This is a genomic window from Tessaracoccus sp. SD287 (genome assembly GCF_017355265.1).
Taxonomy (GTDB): Bacteria; Actinomycetota; Actinomycetes; order Propionibacteriales; family Propionibacteriaceae; genus Aestuariimicrobium.
In genome coordinates, this window is sequence record NZ_JADIJQ010000008.1 from 94,039 (window position 1) to 110,912 (window position 16,874).

Annotated in this window: 15 protein-coding genes; 3 read left to right on the plus strand and 12 right to left on the minus strand. The window is 70.5% G+C overall.

Annotation, left to right across the window (positions count from 1 at the left end; genetic code table 11):
• Nucleotides 1-10 precede the first annotated feature (10 nt).
• The 6 genes from arfB to clpB all read right to left on the minus strand — a co-directional run bounded on the left by arfB (nt 11) and on the right by clpB (nt 6,276).
• Complete coding sequence (arfB, locus tag IPV09_RS05160; protein WP_207474145.1) at nt 11-451, minus strand: alternative ribosome rescue aminoacyl-tRNA hydrolase ArfB; 441 nt, start codon at nt 449-451, stop codon at nt 11-13.
• Between the two features lie 4 nt (nt 452-455).
• Nucleotides 456-998: an orotate phosphoribosyltransferase gene (pyrE, locus tag IPV09_RS05165; RefSeq protein ID WP_207474147.1), complete on the minus strand. Its 543-nt coding sequence runs from the start codon at nt 996-998 to the stop codon at nt 456-458.
• Nucleotides 999-1,054: 56 nt separating this feature from the next.
• On the minus strand, nt 1,055-1,723 hold the full coding sequence (locus tag IPV09_RS14600) for a sortase domain-bontaining protein (RefSeq protein ID WP_207474148.1): 669 nt from the start codon (nt 1,721-1,723) through the stop codon (nt 1,055-1,057).
• A 28-nt stretch (nt 1,724-1,751) separates the two neighbouring features.
• Nucleotides 1,752-2,630 (minus strand): bifunctional 2-polyprenyl-6-hydroxyphenol methylase/3-demethylubiquinol 3-O-methyltransferase UbiG, encoded by an 879-nt coding sequence (locus IPV09_RS05175; RefSeq protein WP_242681245.1) that lies wholly within the window; start codon nt 2,628-2,630, stop codon nt 1,752-1,754.
• 158 nt (nt 2,631-2,788) lie between these two features.
• Entirely contained in the window at nt 2,789-3,598 is an 810-nt protein-coding gene (locus IPV09_RS05180) for a spermidine synthase (protein WP_207474172.1), read from the minus strand.
• Nucleotides 3,599-3,711: 113 nt separating this feature from the next.
• Nucleotides 3,712-6,276 (minus strand): ATP-dependent chaperone ClpB, encoded by a 2,565-nt coding sequence (gene clpB, locus IPV09_RS05185; RefSeq protein ID WP_242681262.1) that lies wholly within the window; start codon nt 6,274-6,276, stop codon nt 3,712-3,714.
• A gap of 305 nt (nt 6,277-6,581) precedes the next feature.
• On the opposite strand from clpB, the gene IPV09_RS05190 reads away from it, so the two are divergent.
• The 3 genes from IPV09_RS05190 to IPV09_RS05200 all read left to right on the plus strand — a co-directional run bounded on the left by IPV09_RS05190 (nt 6,582) and on the right by IPV09_RS05200 (nt 9,982).
• On the plus strand, nt 6,582-6,953 hold the full coding sequence (locus IPV09_RS05190) for a DUF779 domain-containing protein (protein ID WP_207474173.1): 372 nt from the start codon (nt 6,582-6,584) through the stop codon (nt 6,951-6,953).
• A complete protein-coding gene (locus IPV09_RS05195; RefSeq protein WP_207474150.1) occupies nt 6,950-8,296 on the plus strand; it encodes a helix-turn-helix domain-containing protein in 1,347 nt (448 codons plus the stop codon). The genes IPV09_RS05190 and IPV09_RS05195 overlap by 4 nt, the downstream gene beginning before the upstream one ends.
• Before the next feature lie 162 nt (nt 8,297-8,458).
• Nucleotides 8,459-9,982 (plus strand): aldehyde dehydrogenase family protein, encoded by a 1,524-nt coding sequence (locus tag IPV09_RS05200; protein ID WP_207474151.1) that lies wholly within the window; start codon nt 8,459-8,461, stop codon nt 9,980-9,982.
• A gap of 85 nt (nt 9,983-10,067) precedes the next feature.
• Here IPV09_RS05200 and IPV09_RS05205 read toward each other — a convergent pair whose 3' ends face one another.
• From IPV09_RS05205 to IPV09_RS05230, 6 genes are read right to left on the minus strand one after another with little or no spacing between them, the layout of a single operon-like run.
• Nucleotides 10,068-11,273 carry an XdhC family protein gene (locus tag IPV09_RS05205; RefSeq protein ID WP_207474152.1) on the minus strand — a complete coding sequence of 402 codons (1,206 nt, stop codon included), beginning with the start codon at nt 11,271-11,273 and terminating at the stop codon, nt 10,068-10,070.
• Nucleotides 11,266-12,369 carry a VWA domain-containing protein gene (locus IPV09_RS05210; protein WP_207474153.1) on the minus strand — a complete coding sequence of 368 codons (1,104 nt, stop codon included), beginning with the start codon at nt 12,367-12,369 and terminating at the stop codon, nt 11,266-11,268. The genes IPV09_RS05205 and IPV09_RS05210 overlap by 8 nt, the downstream gene beginning before the upstream one ends.
• Nucleotides 12,366-13,235 carry a MoxR family ATPase gene (locus tag IPV09_RS05215; RefSeq protein ID WP_207474154.1) on the minus strand — a complete coding sequence of 290 codons (870 nt, stop codon included), beginning with the start codon at nt 13,233-13,235 and terminating at the stop codon, nt 12,366-12,368. The genes IPV09_RS05210 and IPV09_RS05215 overlap by 4 nt, the downstream gene beginning before the upstream one ends.
• Nucleotides 13,222-13,851: an NTP transferase domain-containing protein gene (locus IPV09_RS05220; RefSeq protein ID WP_207474155.1), complete on the minus strand. Its 630-nt coding sequence runs from the start codon at nt 13,849-13,851 to the stop codon at nt 13,222-13,224. Before IPV09_RS05220 ends, IPV09_RS05215 begins: the two co-directional genes overlap by 14 nt.
• 9 nt (nt 13,852-13,860) lie before the next feature.
• Nucleotides 13,861-15,276 (minus strand): DUF1116 domain-containing protein, encoded by a 1,416-nt coding sequence (locus IPV09_RS05225; protein ID WP_207474156.1) that lies wholly within the window; start codon nt 15,274-15,276, stop codon nt 13,861-13,863.
• Nucleotides 15,273-16,778, minus strand: a complete 1,506-nt coding sequence (locus tag IPV09_RS05230; protein WP_207474157.1) for an FdrA family protein — start codon at nt 16,776-16,778, stop codon at nt 15,273-15,275. The genes IPV09_RS05225 and IPV09_RS05230 overlap by 4 nt, the downstream gene beginning before the upstream one ends.
• Between the last annotated feature and the right edge of the window lie 96 nt (nt 16,779-16,874).

Below are 16,874 nucleotides of genomic sequence, written 5' to 3' on the forward strand. Positions count from 1 at the left end.
GGGTCGATGCTCAATCGGTCGGACGCTGGCGCTGCGCCTTGGTCTCGGAGCGACGTTTCTTGGCCGCCAGTCGGCGGTGCACCGATCCCCTGGTCGGCCGGGTCGCCCGCCGCGGCGGGGGTGGTGGGGCCAGCGCATCGCGGACGATGGCGGCCATCCGATCGCGGGCCTCGGAGCGGTTGCGGTGCTGGGAACGGTGCTCGGAGGCATCCACCATCAGCACGGTGCCGCTCAAGCGAGGCCCCAGCACCCGGACCAGTCGTCCGCGCTGGGTGTCGGTCAAGGTCGTCGAGGCGGCAATGTCGAAGCTGAGCTGGACGCGGCTGTCGGTGGTGTTCACCCCCTGACCGCCGGGCCCCGACGAGCGGGCGAAGCGTTCGACCAGGTCCCCGGCGGGGACCACCAGCCCGTGCGGGATGCCGGGCCCGGGGGCGATGACCAGGTCGGGCATGGTCTCAGTCCAGGTCGAGGTCCGCCAGACCGAGGGCCGCGCGGTACTCCAGCCCGGCCTCGCGGATGGCTTCCTCGGCGCCGGAGGCCCGGTCGACGATGACGGCCACACCCACGACCTCGGCGCCGGCATCCCGCAGCGCGGCGACGGCCTGCAGCGGCGAGCCGCCGGTGGTCGAGGTGTCCTCGACGACCAGCACCCGACGACCCGCGACCTCGGTGCCCTCGATCAGGCGTTGCATGCCGTGAGCCTTGGTGGCCTTGCGAACCACGAAGACGTCCAGCCGCTCCCCCGCCGCAGCGGCGGCGTGCAGCATCGAGGTGGCGACCGGGTCGGCGCCCAGGGTGAGCCCGCCCACGGCGTCGAAGTCCCAGTCGGCCACCAGGTCACGCATGACGCGTCCGACGATGGGGGCGGCGGCCCCGTCCAGGGTGACCCGGCGCATGTCGACGTAGTAGTCGGCCTCGCGACCCGACGCCAGGGTGACCCTGCCGTGGACGATGGCCAGGTTCAACACATGCTCGATCAGGGCGTCGCGGTCAGTCATGCCCCTGAGCTTAGGGGAGTCGGACAGGGGTCGGCGCTGGCTGAGGGGTGCTGGGCTCAGCGCTGGTCGACGAGTTCGGCGAAGACGACGGCGCGACGCTGGGTGGCGACGAGGTCGGCGGCGGTGGTCAGCGTCATCAGGGCCTGCTCGGGCTGGCGGTTGTCACCGGGCACCGGGTCGAGCACCCATGCCCCCGCCGGTCCCGAGTCGACCCGGGCTGGCGGGGCCACCACCCGATAGGTGAAAGTCTCGGTGGCGGTCTGCAGGGTGATCAGGTCACCGGGAACCAGGTCGAGCAGGTGCCGGAAGGGTGAGCCATGGGTCACCCGCAGGCCGGCGACGGCGAAGTTGCCCGGCTGGCCGGGAGCGCCCGTCTGCGGGTACCAGCCCAGGCCGCGGTGGAGTTGGTCGGTGTCGACCCCGGCCAGCACCGGCCACTCAATGCCGAGCCGGGTCGAGCGCAGGATCGCGACGACCTCACCGGTCTCGGGCACTGCGTCGGGAGGCTGGGTGCGCCACTGGTCGCGGGTCCGTTCCAGCAGGGTGGCCACCCGGTCACGGGCGAGGGCATCGGTGCCGATGGTCGCCCAGCCGAGCGAGAGCAGTCCGGCGACCAGGGCCACGATGATGATGCCGACGGTGAGGCCCAGGGCGGTGGGGCGACGCCGGCGAGGGGTCCGGCTGGACCCTTCACGACGACTGGACCCTCCACGACTGTTGGACACGGTCACATTCTGACAGCACCCGAGGGGCTCAGGGTTTGCGTGCCACCAGAGTGAAGCTGGCCGGCAGCCGCTCGGGGCGGTCCTTGAGCCGCCACTCCCCCGCCTCGTCGACCACCATCAGGCCCGGCTGTGCCTCCCAGGGCACCGAGTCGTGCTCGACCAGCAGCTCCAGGCGCAGGCCGGCGTCCAGCACCGCCATCACGATCTCGCTCAGCGCGTGGTTCCATTCCTGGCTGACGGGTGAGGTGACCGTCCCGGAGCCGGCATAGGTCTGCTCCTCGGACCACAACAGACCGTGCTCGTTCTCCCAGTAGGGCAACTCGAGGGCTGGGGTGGCCTGGCCGGGGCCCGAAATCCACGATTGCTGGTCGCGGTCTGGGTGGTGGTCGCGCACCGTCACCCCGACCAGCGTGTTCAGCACCGGGTGGCCGTCGCGGACGAACAGCCGCCCGCCGGAACGCAGCAGGCGGGCCACGACCTGGGCCCAGCGACCAATGTCGGGCAGCCAGCACAGCGCACCCACGCCGGTGTAGACCAGGTCGAAGTCACGCCCCGCCAGCGCCTCGACGGCGGAGTACACGTCGGCCTGGACGTAGTCGACCTGGACCCCGGCGCGCTCGGCGATGGTGCGGGCATGCTGCAGGGATCTGCCGGACAGGTCGACCCCGGTCATCGAGGCGCCGAGGCGGGCCAGGCTGATGGTGTCGGTGCCCAGGTGACATTGCAGGTGCACGGCGTCGAGTCCGGCGACCTCCCCCAGCCGGGGCCGGTCGAACTGCACCACCTGCGAGATCCACTGGGGGTCGGCGATGCGGGCGAGGTCATAGCCGTCGGGGCCCACGTGCACGTCGGCACGGGCATCCCAGTTCGCGGCATTGACGGCGAGGTAGTCCAGGGGTGCTGCCATGGGGCCATCCTCACCCATGTCTGACCAGCTGTGTGCATCCAGTGCCAGCAGTGTGCATCCACTGCGACCCACTGGCCTGTCTGGGCCCCTTCAGGCCCACTGGGTGCACGTTGCTGGGCGGTCCGGCCCGGCAGGCCCGATTCCATGACCGCTGGCGCTCAGCGGAACCAGAGGGCGGTGTCCCCGGTCAGGTTCGGGGAGTCCTCGGCCGAACCGTCATGCATGGGTTGCGCCCCGCCGATCGTCGACTCCAACTGCGACCCCGAAATCATCCGGTAGGTGAACACGGCCCGGGCCGCCTCGCGTGACAAGTGGTCCACGGGCAGGGGGTCGGTCGATCCTGCCAGCACCAGGTTGCCCTTGCGGCGTCCCTTCAGCGTCGACGGCTCGGCCGAGAGCGTGCGTTCAGTGAAATAGATCCGCATCCCGGCCAGCACCCGACGGGTCCAGTCGAAGGGCAACCGGTCGGTGACGTTCATCACCAGCAGGCCACCGGAGTGCAACACCCGGCGGTACTGCGCGAAGGCCTCCACCGTGACCAGGTCGGCCGGCACCACCAGTCCGGCGAAGGCATCCACGATGATCACGTCGGCGTAGTCGTCGGGCATCGCGGCCAGCCCGGTGCGTCCGTCGACGGGTCGCACCTTGATGCCTGACTGCTTCGGCAGCGGGGCCCGTTCGCGCACCGCGGCGGTGAGTTCCTCGTCGGGTTCGCAGACGATCTGGGCAGACCGCGGACGGGTGTGGGCCACGTAGCGGGCCAGGGTCATCCCGGCACCGCCAATGTGGACCACCCGCAGCCGCTGCCCCTCGGGGGCGTGGGCATCAATATGGGCGGCGATCCGCTGCACGTAGTCGAACTCGAGCCGGGTCGGGTCGTCCGGGTCGATCCAGGACTGGTCGGCGCCACCCACCCGGACGACCCAGGCGCCGGGCACGTCGGGGTCGGGCAGGATGCCGTCGAGCATGGTCACGCCGACAGCGTATCCAGTGGGCCTCTGCACGACGACGGCACGCCTGCCCGTGATCGAGCAGGCGTGCCACGTCGCGGAGTCCCACCGATGGGACGCCGGGCTGCCGATTACTCCCCGTCGACCCCGTCGGCGATCACCAGTTCGTCGTCGGCCACGTCGAAGCGGACGGTCGCCCCGTCACCGACGTGCCCGGCCAGCACTTGGCGGGCGACCTGGTCCTCGATGGTGGTCTGCACCAGTCGGCGCAGCGGACGGGCACCGTAGACCGGGTCGAAGCCGGTACTGGCCAGCCATGCCTTGCCTGCCTCACTCACCTCGATGGTGATGCGCCGTTCCGCCAGTCGACGGTTCAACCGGGCCAGGGTCGTGTCAACGATCCGGACCAGGTCGTCCTGGGTCAACGGGTCGAACATGACGATGTCGTCGAGCCGGTTCAGGAACTCGGGTCGGAAGGCCTGGCGCACCACGCCCATCACCGAGTTGTTCTTCGCCTCCGGCGACAGGGTCGGGTCGGCCAGGAACTGCGAGCCGAGGTTGCTGGTCATGATCAGGATCGTGTTGCGGAAGTCGACGGTGCGGCCCTGGCCGTCGGTCAGCCGGCCGTCGTCGAGCACCTGCAACAGGATGTTGAACAGGTCGGGATGAGCCTTCTCGACCTCGTCGAGCAGTACCACTGAATAGGGACGGCGGCGCACCGCCTCGGTCAACTGACCGCCCTCCTCGTAGCCGACGTAGCCGGGGGGCGCCCCGACCAGCCGCGAGACCGAGTGCTTCTCGGAGTACTCCGACATGTCGATGCGCACCATGGCCGACTCGTCGTCGAACAGGAAGTCGGCCAGCGACTTGGCCAACTCGGTCTTGCCGACGCCGGTCGGACCCAGGAACAGGAACGAGCCCGTCGGCCGGTTCGGGTCGGAGATGCCGGCCCGGGAGCGACGCACCGCGTCGGCAACGGTGCTGACCGCCGCCCGCTGCCCAATCAGCCGCTCGCCAATGATCGCCTCCATCGACAGCAGCTTCTCCGACTCGCCCTGCAGCATCTTGCCGACCGGAATACCGGTCCAGGCGGAGACGACCTCGGCAATGTCATGGGAGTCCACCTCTTCGGAGACCATCTTGGGGGTGGTCTCCTCGGCCTCTGCGGCCGCCTCCAGCTGCTTCTCGAGTTCGGGGATGCGTCCGTACTGGATCTCGGCAGCACCACCCAAGTCACCCTCGCGCACGAGCTTGTCGGCCTCCGTGCGCAGCTTGTCGATCTGCTCCTTGAGGTCGCCGACGGCGTTCAGGCCGGTCTTCTCGGCCTGCCAGCGGGCCTCCAGGGAGCGCAACTGCTCCTGGGCGTCGGCCAGGTCGGCGTTGAGCCGCTCGAGTCGCGCCCGGGAGGCGGGATCCTCCTCCTTCTCCAGGGCGAAGACCTCCATGCTCATCCGGTCGGTGGAGCGACGCAGCTGGTCGATTTCCTCCGGGGAGGAGTCGATCTCCATCCGGAGCCGGGACGCGGCCTCGTCGATGAGGTCGATGGCCTTGTCGGGCAGCTGACGGCTGGTGATGTAGCGGGCCGACAGGCTGGCCGCAGCGACCAGCGCGCCGTCGGTGATGCGCACCTTGTGGTGGGCCTCGTAGCGTTCACGCAGGCCGCGCAGGATCGCGATGGTGTCCTCGACCGAGGGCTCACCGACGTAGACCTGCTGGAAGCGGCGCTCCAGGGCGGGGTCCTTCTCGATGCGTTCCCGGTACTCGTCCAGGGTGGTGGCACCAATCATCCGCAGTTCCCCGCGGGCCAGCATCGGCTTGAGCATGTTGCCGGCATCCATCGCGCCCTCGCCGGCCGCGCCGGCACCGACCACGGTGTGCAACTCGTCGATGAAGGTGATGATCTGGCCCTCGGCGTCCTTGATCTCGGTCAGGACCGCCTTGAGACGCTCCTCGAACTCACCGCGGTACTTGGCACCGGCGACCATGGAGGCCAGGTCGAGGGAGACGACGCGGCGCCCCTTCAGCGAATCCGGCACGTCGCCGGCGACCACCCGCTGGGCCAGTCCCTCGACGACGGCGGTCTTGCCGACGCCGGGCTCGCCGATCAGGACAGGGTTGTTCTTGGTGCGCCGCGCCAGCACCTGGACGACCCGGCGGATCTCGGCGTCACGTCCGATGACCGGGTCGAGGCGACCCTCGCGGGCCTTGTCGGTGAGGTCGACGGAGTACTTGTCCAGCGCCTTGGCCCCGCCCTCGTCCTCGGCGGAGGTGACCCGCTTGTCGCCCCGGTTGGTGTTGAAGGCGGCCTCGATGGCGGCGGCGTCCAGTCCGACCTGCTGCAGGATCTTCTGGGCGTCGGACGCGACGGCGGCCAGCCCGATCAGCAGGTGTTCGGTCGCGACGAAGTCGTCGCCGAGCTTGTCGGCGCGGGTCTCGGCGTCGGCCAGCACCCGGGCGAAGGGCCCGGACAGGGTGGGCTGGGTGACCGAGGACCCGTGGGCGCTGGGCAGCTTGGCGATGGCCCCCTGGGCAGCCGAGTCGACCAGCGCGGGGTCGACGTCGAGGCTCGCCAGCAGCGGGGCGACGGTGTTGTCGGGCACCAGCAGCAGGGCGTGCAGCAGGTGGCTCGGTTCGGCCGAAGGGTTGCCGTTGGTCAGGGCGTTGCGCAACGCCGCCGAGACGGCGTCACGGCTCATGGTGGTCAGCTTGTCAGTGTTCACGGCATCGCTCCTGTGCGTTGAAGTCAAAGTTGAGCTTACTGGACTCAACCCTGATTCCCGAGGGTTTGTTCCCACCCATTCCGAGGTCCCCACCCGTCAAGGGCGGCCCTCGCGCCTCCGGTCGGCAATGCCCGTTACTTCAGGTCGGATCCCGGGTCGTCGGCTAGATTCGTGGGACCACGCTGGCCGTACGAAGGAGTCGGAACGTGACCGAGACCGCAGTGCCCACCGTCCTTGAGGCGCGGCCAGAGGTCGTCGGCGAGTCCCGGTCACGGGTCTCGATGACCAGGGCGGCGCTCGACCTGATCCTGACGCTGTGGGCCAGCCACGGCCCGGTGATGTTCCACCAGTCCGGCGGCTGTTGTGATGGCTCGGCCCCCATGTGCTTCCCGGCCGGTGAATTCCGCACCGGCGGTTCGGACGCGTTGCTGGGCACCTTCGAGATCGCTGCCGACGTCCTGGCCGGTGCCGGGATCTCGCCGGCCGAGGATTCGGAGATTGGTTTCTGGATGAGCCAGGAGCAGTTCGAGTACTGGCGCCACACGCACCTGACTTTGGACGTGGTCTCAGGCCGAGGCGCCGGCTTCAGCCTGGAGGCACCCGAGGGCAAGCGGTTCCTGATCCGTTCGCGGCTGCTGGACGACGCCGAATGACGGCCTGGTCACCCTCCGAGGTCACCTACCAGGCTGCCGTGCTGCGCGCCCATGCCCAGCTGGGCGACTCCGCCGCGACGTGGATGCCTGCCGCTGCCGGGGCGGGTGACCATCGGGTGCGTGCCTCGGTGCTCGACTCGTGGCGACGTTCGCTGGCGCACCTGTCCTCGCAGAGTGCCCCACGGACCCACCTGGCCTATGACGAGGCTTCCCTGCGCGAGGCCCGTGACCAGCACGCCTTCGCGCTGGTGTTGCCACTGCTGCGCTCGCGACTGATCGAACCGGCCACCGACGCCGGGCTGTTGGTGGCCCTGGGCGACGCCGCGGGACGACTGCTCTGGGTCGAGGGCGAGTCACCGGCGCGGCACCAGGCCGAGACCATGGGATTCGTGCCGGGAGCCGACTGGTCCGAGTCCGTCATGGGCACCTCGGCGCCCGCCCTGGCCCTGGTGACGAACTCCGCTGTCCAGATCGCCGGCGCCGAACACTTCGCCGAGGTCGTCCACCCGTGGAGTTGTTCGGCGGTGCCGGTGCGCCATCCCTTCACCGGCGAGACGCTCGGCATCATCGACATCACCGGCGGCGCCGAAGCGGCCTCGCCGCTGGTGGTCCCGCTGCTGGAACTCACCGCTCGCGCCGTGCAGGAGGAACTCGGCGCCCATCTGCGTGCCCACGACCTGGGTCACCGCCCGGCACCGCCCCGACCAGCGACTGCTGCCCCGCCCCATCGCACGGAGGTGCCGCGTCTGCACCTGACCGGACGAGGGACGGCCCGACTCAGCACCGGCAGCCAGTCCCTAGAACTGTCCGGACGCCACGCCGAGCTGTTGACCCTGCTGCACGGCCATCCCGATGGGCTCAGCGGCGCCAAGCTGGCCGAGGACGTCCACGATCGGGCGGGCTCCGAGGGCACGGTGCGCGCCGAGCTGGTGCGACTGCGCAAGGTGCTGCAGGAGTTCGCCGGCAGTGCCCATGGGCTGGTGCTGACCAGTCGTCCGTATCGTCTGGTCGGCGCCCTCGACAGCGACCTGGCCCGCGTCCTGGCCGCCCTCGACCGCGGCGACGTGGACGGCGTCCTGGCCCACTACCGGGGGCACCTGCTGCCGGCCTCGGAGGCGCCCGCCATCCGAGTCCTGCGTGAGCAGACCCATGCCCTGGTGCGTGAGACGGTCCTGGCCCAGGGCAGCTGGCAGCAGGTCTGGGACTATGCCCGGCTGCCGGAGGCGAGCGACGACGTCGACGCGCTGATGACGGTGCTGCGGCTGGCGCCCAGTGATGCCCCCGAACGGGCGGCTGCGCTCGTCCGGGCTGAAACCCTCGAGGCCGAGGACCGCGTGGCCTGAGCCCTCGCCCGCCCCGGTCTGTGACGTGGCTCACAACAGTGCAACGTCGGTGCAACGTTGCCCTTCGTAGGCTGCCCAGCATCCGACCTTGCCGTCGGCGCCACCACCGAGGTGTGGCGCGCGACGTCTGAACGCGGTTCGTCCGCACCGAAGGAGTAGCCAATGGCTGTCTACGCACGTCCCGGGGAAGAGGGTTCGAAGGTCACCTTCAAGGCCCGTTACGAGAACTACATTGGCGGCGAATGGGTGCCGCCGGTGCGCGGCCAGTACTTCGAGAACCCGACGCCGGTCACCGGCCAGGTGTTCACCGAGGTCGCCCGCGGCACCGCCGAGGACATCGAACTGGCCCTGGACGCCGCCCACCGGGCCGCCCCTGCCTGGGGCAAGAGCTCACCGGCCGAACGCGCGCTGGTGTTGACCAGGATCGCTGACCGCATAGAGCAGAACCTCGAGACCATTGCCGTGGCCGACAGCTGGGACAACGGCAAGCCCATCCGCGAGACCCTGAATGCCGACATTCCGCTGGCGATCGACCACTTCCGCTACTTCGCCGGGGCGATCCGCGCCCAGGAGGGCAGCCTGTCGCAGATCGACGACGACATGGTGGCCTATCACTTCCACGAGCCGCTGGGCGTGGTCGGTCAGATCATCCCGTGGAACTTCCCCATCCTGATGGCCGTCTGGAAGCTGGCCCCGGCCCTGGCGGCCGGCAATGCGATCGTCCTGAAGCCGGCCGAGCAGACCCCCGCATCGATCCTGGTGCTGATGGAGATCATCGGCGACCTGATTCCGCCGGGCGTGCTGAACGTCGTCAACGGCTTCGGGCTGGAGGCCGGCAAGCCACTGGCCTCGAACAAGCGCATCCGCAAGATCGCCTTCACCGGTGAGACCACCACCGGACGACTGATCTCGCAGTACGCGTCGGAGAACCTGATCCCGGTGACCCTGGAGTTGGGCGGCAAGAGCCCGAACCTGTTCTTCGCCGACGTCAACAGCGCTGATGACGCCTACTGGGACAAGGCCCAGGAGGGCTTCACTTTGTTCGCCTTCAACCAGGGCGAGGTCTGCACCTGCCCCTCGCGGGCACTCATCCAGGAGTCCATCGCCGACGAGTTCTACGAGGCAGTCGTGGCCCGGACGGCAAAGATCAAGCAGGGCAACCCGCTGGACACCGACACCCAGATCGGCGCCCAGGCCTCCAACGACCAGTTCGAGAAGATCCTCAGCTACCTCGACATCGGCAAGCAGGAAGGTGCCGAGGTGCTGCTCGGTGGCACCCGGGCCGAGGTCGAGGGTGACCTGGCCGGTGGCTTCTACATCGCGCCCACCATCTTCCGTGGACACAACAAGATGCGCATCTTCCAGGAGGAGATCTTCGGACCCGTCGTGGCGACCACCACGTTCACCGACTACGACGACGCCATTGCCCAGGCCAATGACACCCTCTACGGCCTCGGCGCCGGTGTCTGGAGCCGCAATGGCAACGTCGCCTACCGTGCCGGTCGTGACATCCAGGCGGGTCGGGTGTGGGTGAACAACTACCACGCCTACCCGGCGCATGCCGCGTTCGGTGGGTACAAGTCCTCGGGCATCGGGCGCGAGAACCACCTGATGATGCTCAACCACTACCAGCAGACCAAGAACCTGCTGGTCAGCTACACCGAGAACAAGCAGGGCTTCTTCTGAGCCTCATCACCACGAGGCCTGCTCGACCGTGGCGAGTTCTGCACCGAGTTCGGTGGAGAACTCGCCACTGTCGGCGTGTCGTCCGTCAGACCCGGATGCCGCTGGGCGCCTCATTGCCGGACGGGCCCGGCCCCTGCTCGGGCACACACTCCTCGGGTCGCACCTCACCCGTGGGGTTCCGGTGGATCGACTCGTCGCCACCGACCAGCGAACCACCTGGCGCGCCGCTGCGGGCAGCGATCACCTGGCCCATGATCGAGACGGCGGTCTCTTCCGGGGTCTCCGCGCTGATGTCCAGACCGACCGGGGCGTGCAGCCGCGACAACTCCTCGTCGGTCATGCCGGCCTCGCGCAGCGCCGCCTCACGGTCGCGGGTGGTCTTGCGTGAGCCCAGCGCGCCGACGAAGGCCGCACCGCAGCGCAGCGCGACCTGCAGCGCCGGGATGTCGAACTTCGGGTCGTGGGTCAGCACCAGGATCACCGTGTTCGGGGCGACCCGTCCGGCCTCCACCTCGCCGGCCAGCCAGCGGTGCGGCCACTTCACCACCAGTTCGTCGGCCTCCGGGAAGCGCTCGGGGGTGGCGAAGACCGGACGGGCGTCACAGACGGTCACCCGGTAGTCGAGGAACTTGCCCAGTCGGACCACGGCGCGGGCAAAGTCGATGGCACCGAAGACGATCAGCCGGGGCGAGGGCGCCCACGAGCAGACCAGCAGTTCCTCGGCGGTGGCGGTCTCGTCCAGGTACTGCCCATCAATGCCGAGCGTGCCCCGGGCAATCGACAGCGCGCGTTCGTCGGCCTGGGCCGACCCGAGCGAGCCGACCAGCGAATCTCCCCCCGTGTAGGCGACCCAGCGGCCCAGCCCCGCCGCGCCGGCGCTGCCGGGTCGGGTGTCGACGCGCTGGATGAACACGACGGCGCGCTGCTCGGCCAGGGCCTGCTGCACCACCCGCAGCGGCTCGGCCTGGCCGGGGTCACCGGGGTCGACGCGGCTGATGGTGACGTCGATCTCGCCGCCGCAGGTCAGCCCCACCCGCAGCGCGTCCTCACCGGAGACGCCGTAGTGGGTGCTGACCGAACCGCCCGCCTCAATGGTCTGCAGCGAGGTCTCGTAGACCGCGCCCTCAATGCAGCCACCCGACAGGCTGCCGATGGCTGCCCCCGCGCCGGTGACCGCCATGAAGGTGCCCACCGGCCGGGGTGACGAGCGCCAGGTGCGGGCAATGATCGCGGTCGCGAACGGCTCGCGCTGGGCCAGCAGCACCTGCAGTTCGTCGGCGATCTCACGCATGGGCGGGCACCTCTCTCAGTCCTGCGGGTCGGGCAATGGCCCGACCGGCCTCGGCCAGGGCATCGACGCAGTCACCGGCCACCAGTTCATCCACCCACGGCAGGGCCGCGACCAGCGCGCGGGTGGCAGGCTGCCATCCTTCGGCGCCGGCCCGCGGATGGATCCAGACGATCTTGTGCACCAGCCGCGCCACCCGCGCCACGGCATGGGCGAAACCCGCAGGCTCGCCGGTGTCCAGCCCGTCCGACATCAGCACCAGCACCGCTCCTCGCAGGGGGCCGCGTCGTCCCCACCCGTCGACCAGTTGGGTGAGTCCGTCGGCCAGGCGGGTGCCGCCGGTCCAGTCGGGCACGGTCTGGCCGGCGGCAGCGATGGCGGCGGCCACATCCCGCTGGGACAGTTGCTCGGTGACCCGGGTCAGCCGGGTGGCCAGGGTGAACACCTCGGCCTGGTGGCTGCGGCGCAGAGCGTAGGCGAAGCGCAGGTTGGCCTCGGCCCACTCCTTCATCGAGCCCGACACGTCGACCAGCACCACCACCCGGCGGGGTCGGGTCGCATGCTCCCGGTAGCGAAGCTGCGGCAGTTCGGCGCCGCTGCGGACCAGGGCGCGGGTCGTTGCGGCCGGGTCCAGGCGATGGCCGCCCTTGGTCCGCCGCCTGACCCTGCGCATCGGCCGCTCGACCTGCAGCCGGGCCAGCAGCCGCATCGCCTCGTCGCGTTCGGCATCGGCCAGGCCACGCAGCGGACGACGACGCAGCCGTTCGGCCAGATGCGGCGACTCGTGCGGCGGGCCCGGTTCACCGAGGCCGGCCTGCCCGTCCTCATCGCCGGGCAGGGGCACCTCGACCGGGTCGGTCTGGTCGACCGGCAAGCGGTACCAGGCGAAGTACTGGCCAAAGACCGCGTCGTGTATCGCGATGTCCTCGGGACTGGCGCACAGGGTGGCGCGGGTGGCTGAGGCGACGGCGTCGCGGTCGAGCAGATCCACCAGGGACACCGCCGCCACCATCGTCATCGCCCGGTCGGGCGGCAGCACCATCCCGTGCTCCCGGAGCGCAGCGACGAAACCGAGCAGCACCTCGTCCAGACCGCTCACCTGGACACCCCGGCCGAGACCAGGCCAGCCCCGCGCGCCCGATCGAGGTCCTCGGCGTGCTTGACGACCGCCGGCAGGGTCAGTTCTGCCAGCGGGTCGGCCAGGTCGTCGACACCCAGCAAGGTCAGCGCCTTGACCCAGTCGATGCTCTCGGCCAGCCCCGGCGGCTTGACCAGCGCCAGGCCGCGCAGCCCGGCCACCGCGTCCATCACCTGCTCGAGCATTCCGGTGCGGGCCTCGGGCACGTGGTGGCGCACGATCGCCAGTTCGCGTTCCCTGCTGGGCAGGTCAATGTAGTGGTACAGGCAGCGCCGCTTCAGGGCGTCGTGCACGTCGCGGGTGCGGTTCGAGGTGACCACCACGAAGGGCGGCACCTCGGCGCTGACCCGTCCCAGTTCGGGAATGCTGATCGCCCAGTCCGACAGCACCTCGAGCAGCAGGGCATCGAACTCGTCGTCGGCCCGGTCGACCTCGTCGATCAACAGCACCGCCCGGTGCTCGGTCGTGGAGCCCCGCAGGGCGGCCAGCACCGGACGTTCCAGCAGGTACTTGCTGTCCCACAGGCCGGTGTTGACGTCGTCCTCCGACCCCAGCGCCTGGGTGCGGGCATGCAGCAGTTGCCGCGGGAAGTCCCATTCGTAGAGCGCCTGCTCGGGTTCAATGCCGTCGTAGCACTGCAGCCGGAACATGGGTCCACCCAGCACCCCGGCCATCGCCGCCGCCAGGGCGGTCTTGCCGACCCCGGGCACGCCCTCGCAGAACAACGGCCGTTCCATCCTCAGCGCCAGCCAGGCCGACGTGGCCAACTGCTCGTCGGCGAGGTAGCCGTGGGTCTGCAGCGCCTGGGCAAGCTCAGCGCGGTCCATCATCATTCCTTCCGAGCGACCTCGTCTTGAGCGCGGTCGGGGTGTCGACATCGTCACCTGCGGCCAGGTCACCGCATTCCACCAGGGCCACCCGCTGCCGGGCGAGCCAGTCACGAGCCCCACGGTCACCCTGAAGGCCTGCGGCCAGCGAGCCCCAATGGTCTCGTCCAATGACGACCGGATGCCCCGGGCTGCCACCATACGCGGCCCGGACAACGGCGGCTGTCGCGGCGTCCGGGGCAGTAGCCGCGGCCGCCGCGAGCACCCGCGACACCACGGGAGCGTCCACGTCGGGCAGGTCGACCAGCATCAGGACGAGCACCTCGGCGTCCGGGTCGTCGGCCTCGACAGCAGCCAGACCGGCGGCCAGGGAGGCCCCCATGCCCTCGGCCCAGTCGTGGGCCACTACCGGGCGGGCCCCGGCGGCGACCAGCAGCGGCGCGACCTGGTCGGCGGCGGCGCCAACCACCACGCTCACCCGATCACACCCTGCCTCGACCAGCACCCGGATGCCACGCACCACCCAGGGTTCGCCGTCGGCGCCGGTGACCAGCGCCTTGGGCGTGCCCATCCGGCGACCGGCCCCGGCCGCCAGCAGCAGTGCGTGGCTTCGCATGCAGCAACCCTAGGCGGACACCGCGCGGGCGGCCAGCGCGTCGATGGCCTGGCTGAAGCACTGCGCGGGCGGGGTCACCAGCCCGGCGCCGACCTGTCCGGTGCCGGCCACCGCGCCTGCCATGCCGGTGTTGATCTGCGGCAGGATGCCGGTGCGGGCCACCCGGGTGACGTCGACCCCGTGCGGGACGCCGCGGAACTCCAGGATGGGCAGCTGCCACATCGGGTGCTCGGAGGCGGTGATCTCGTACATGGTGCGGCTGGTGGTCAGCGCGAAGGGCACGTCACCGCCGACGAGCTTGACGATCGCGGGGGCGGCGGCCATGGCGAAGCCGCCGATGCCGGCGGTCTCGGTGATGGCCGAGTCGCCGATGTCGGGGTTGGCGTCCTCGGGTCCGTAGGAGCCCAGGAACAGTCCCTCGGGCTTGTTGGCGGGGCCGGTGAACCACTCGTCGTCGGTGCCGGCGGTCTGGATGCCGAAGTCGGTGCCGTTGCGGGCCATGGTGACCATGATCGTCGAGCCGGGGATCCCCTTGCCGGCGGCCATCGCCAGCTTGCAGGTGGGCATCACCAGGTTCAGCGCGAAGTGGTCGTTGGCGCCCACGAAGCGGGCCACCTCGGCGACGTCCTCGGGGGCTGTGCCGCTGGCGACCAGCGCCGGCAGCAGGTCACGCAGGAACATCAGCGTGGCCGACCGGTTGCGGTTGTGGCCCTCGTCGCCCATCTGCAGCATCTGGGCGACCATCGCCTTGGTGTCAATGGGTCCGTGCACGGCCATCGCCTTGGCCAGGGCCGGGCCGAGCACCCGCGACATCCACTGCAGCCGCTCCTGCACCTCGGGACCGTAGGCGCCGTAGCGCAGCACCTTGCCCAGGCCCTCGTTGAGGGAGCAGTAGGCGGTGTTGCCGTGCACGGGGTCGCGCAGCTCGAACATCCACATGGACGGCGACACGACACCAGCCATGGGACCTACCGCGTCGTGGTGGTGGCAGGGCTCGAAGCTGGCCCGACCGGCGGCCAGCGCCGCCTCGGCAGCCTCCGGCGTGTCGGCCAGGCCCTCGAAGATCATCGCGCCGATCAGGGCGCCCTTCATCGGGCCGGAGGCCCGCTCCCATTCCAGCGGCGGGCCCGCGTGCAGGAACTGGCCCTTCTGCAGGCCGAAGACCTCGCTGGCCGGACGCAGCCCCACCACCTCGGCACCGGCGGCCTGCATCCGGGAGATGGCGGTGGCGTTGGCCTCGACGCGGCGCGGGTCGGCCATCACCGCAGCCAGCGCGGCGGTGTTGACGCCGTCCATGGGCGGACGCCAGTCGACCTCGCGGACCGAGACGCCCTGGTCGCGCAGGGCGTCGGCGAACAGGCCGGCGCCGGCGGTGACGGCGGCCGCGGGGGCATGGAGGAGCTGGTGCAGGGTCGGGGTGCTCATGACAGGTTCCCTTCGGTGAGCTGGCTGATGGCGTGGCGGGCGGCCTGCGCATTGGAGGTGAAGACCGAGGCTCCGGCGGCGCTGAGCGCCTCGGCGACGCGGGCGAGTCCCTGGGGGTCGGACTCGGTGCCGATCAGCGAGACCACCACCGGCAGCTCGCGTCCCTCGGCGGCGGCCGCCGCGCGGGCGTCCCGGATGGCGTCGGCATGGTCGGTGGCCGGGTCGGGGTGGGCCCCGTAGCCAATCAGCAGGTCGAGCAGCAGCACCCCGCAACTCGGGTCGCGGCCCTCGGCGCGGATCCGCTCCAGGCGCAGGCTGGGGTCGATCATCGGGTGCGGACGACCGCGGGTCATCTCGTCGTCGCCGAAGTCGAGGACGACATGGCCCTCCGAGGGGGCATCGGGTGCCAGGGCGAGGGCGGGGTCGCTGACCAGGTTGGAGCGGATGTCGCCGAGTGCCTCCTCGGCGATGAACATGGCCTCGTCGGCCAGGGTGCCACCGCAGAACAGGCCGCGGAGCTTGCCGGCCACCGGCTGGGCGGCGTCGACGCCGGGCCACGACGGCCAGGTCGGCACCTCGTGGCCGCCTTCCCGCAGCGCCGCCTCGACACCGGCGGTGAGGTCGGGAAGGCCCCTGCCGAGGGTGGCCCAGGTGACCGTCTTGCCGATGCCCGCGGCCTGCTGCTCCAGTCGGGCCACCACCTCGGGGGCGGCGGGCTTGGAGACCAGGATGATCTGGTCGGTGTCGGGGTCGGCGCCCAGCGCGTCGATCGCCTGGCTGGCCGACCGGCCACCGACGGCCGCCCCCAGGTCACGGCCGCCCAGACCGAGGCAGTGGCTGATCCCGACCCCGGCCAGGTCGAGCAGGCACATGACCTGCTGCGCGCCGGTGCCCGAGGCGGCGATCATGCCGACCGGGCCACGGCGGACCACATTGGCGAAGCCCAGGGCCATGCCATTGACCACGGCGGTGCCGCAGTCGGGGCCCATCAGCAGCACCCCCCGGCGGGCGGCGGCGTCCTTGAGGGCAATCTCGTCGGCGACGGGCACATTGTCGCTGAACAGCATCACCGACAGGCCCGCGTCGATGGCGTCCATGGCTTCGGCGAAGGCGTGGGCACCGGGCACCGAGATGACGCTGATGGCGGCGCTCGACTCGCGCTGGGCGGCCGAGGCCGAGGTGCGCGAGGCAACATCGTCGGCGCCGGTGCCGGCATTGCGGGCCTGTTCGCGCAGGGCCGCCAGGTTGGCGTCCAGGGCGGCGAGACCCCGGGTGAGGGCCTCCTCGGAGTCCGCGCGCAGGGCCACCACCACGTCATTGGGGGTGACGCTGGCCGGAATGTCGTAGCCCGACTGCTGCAGCAGTCCGACGTTGAGTTCGGTGGCCATGCCGATCTGGGCGTCCTCGACGCCGTCGGTCATCTTCACCTGCTGCGAGATCTGCATCAGGCTGACGGAGTCGTAGTAGGTGCCTTGGCGCACCTCGACGTGAGCTGTCGTCATCACTGTTCCCTTCGTGGTCTGATCAAGGTCGTTCGTGGTCGATCCGCGTCATCAGTGACGTAGTTTTCATACCGAAGTCGGTATGAAAACTACGTC

Bases quoted from the DNA above. Each gene is read 5' to 3' on its own strand.
- IPV09_RS05200 (WP_207474151.1), top strand. From the start codon at position 8,459: ATGGCTGTCTACGCACGTCCCGGGGAAGAGGGTTCGAAGGTCACCTTC.
- IPV09_RS05220 (WP_207474155.1), bottom strand. From the start codon at position 13,851: ATGCGAAGCCACGCACTGCTGCTGGCGGCCGGGGCCGGTCGCCGGATG.
- IPV09_RS05190 (WP_207474173.1), top strand. From the start codon at position 6,582: ATGACCAGGGCGGCGCTCGACCTGATCCTGACGCTGTGGGCCAGCCAC.
- IPV09_RS05205 (WP_207474152.1), bottom strand. From the start codon at position 11,273: ATGCGTGAGATCGCCGACGAACTGCAGGTGCTGCTGGCCCAGCGCGAG.
- clpB (WP_242681262.1), bottom strand. From the start codon at position 6,276: ATGAGCCGTGACGCCGTCTCGGCGGCGTTGCGCAACGCCCTGACCAAC.
- arfB (WP_207474145.1), bottom strand. From the start codon at position 451: ATGCCCGACCTGGTCATCGCCCCCGGGCCCGGCATCCCGCACGGGCTG.
- IPV09_RS05195 (WP_207474150.1), top strand. From the start codon at position 6,950: ATGACGGCCTGGTCACCCTCCGAGGTCACCTACCAGGCTGCCGTGCTG.
- IPV09_RS05225 (WP_207474156.1), bottom strand. From the start codon at position 15,276: ATGAGCACCCCGACCCTGCACCAGCTCCTCCATGCCCCCGCGGCCGCC.
- IPV09_RS05215 (WP_207474154.1), bottom strand. From the start codon at position 13,235: ATGGACCGCGCTGAGCTTGCCCAGGCGCTGCAGACCCACGGCTACCTC.
- pyrE (WP_207474147.1), bottom strand. From the start codon at position 998: ATGACTGACCGCGACGCCCTGATCGAGCATGTGTTGAACCTGGCCATC.
- IPV09_RS05230 (WP_207474157.1), bottom strand. From the start codon at position 16,778: ATGACGACAGCTCACGTCGAGGTGCGCCAAGGCACCTACTACGACTCC.
- IPV09_RS05180 (WP_207474172.1), bottom strand. From the start codon at position 3,598: ATGCTCGACGGCATCCTGCCCGACCCCGACGTGCCCGGCGCCTGGGTC.
- IPV09_RS05175 (WP_242681245.1), bottom strand. From the start codon at position 2,630: ATGGCAGCACCCCTGGACTACCTCGCCGTCAATGCCGCGAACTGGGAT.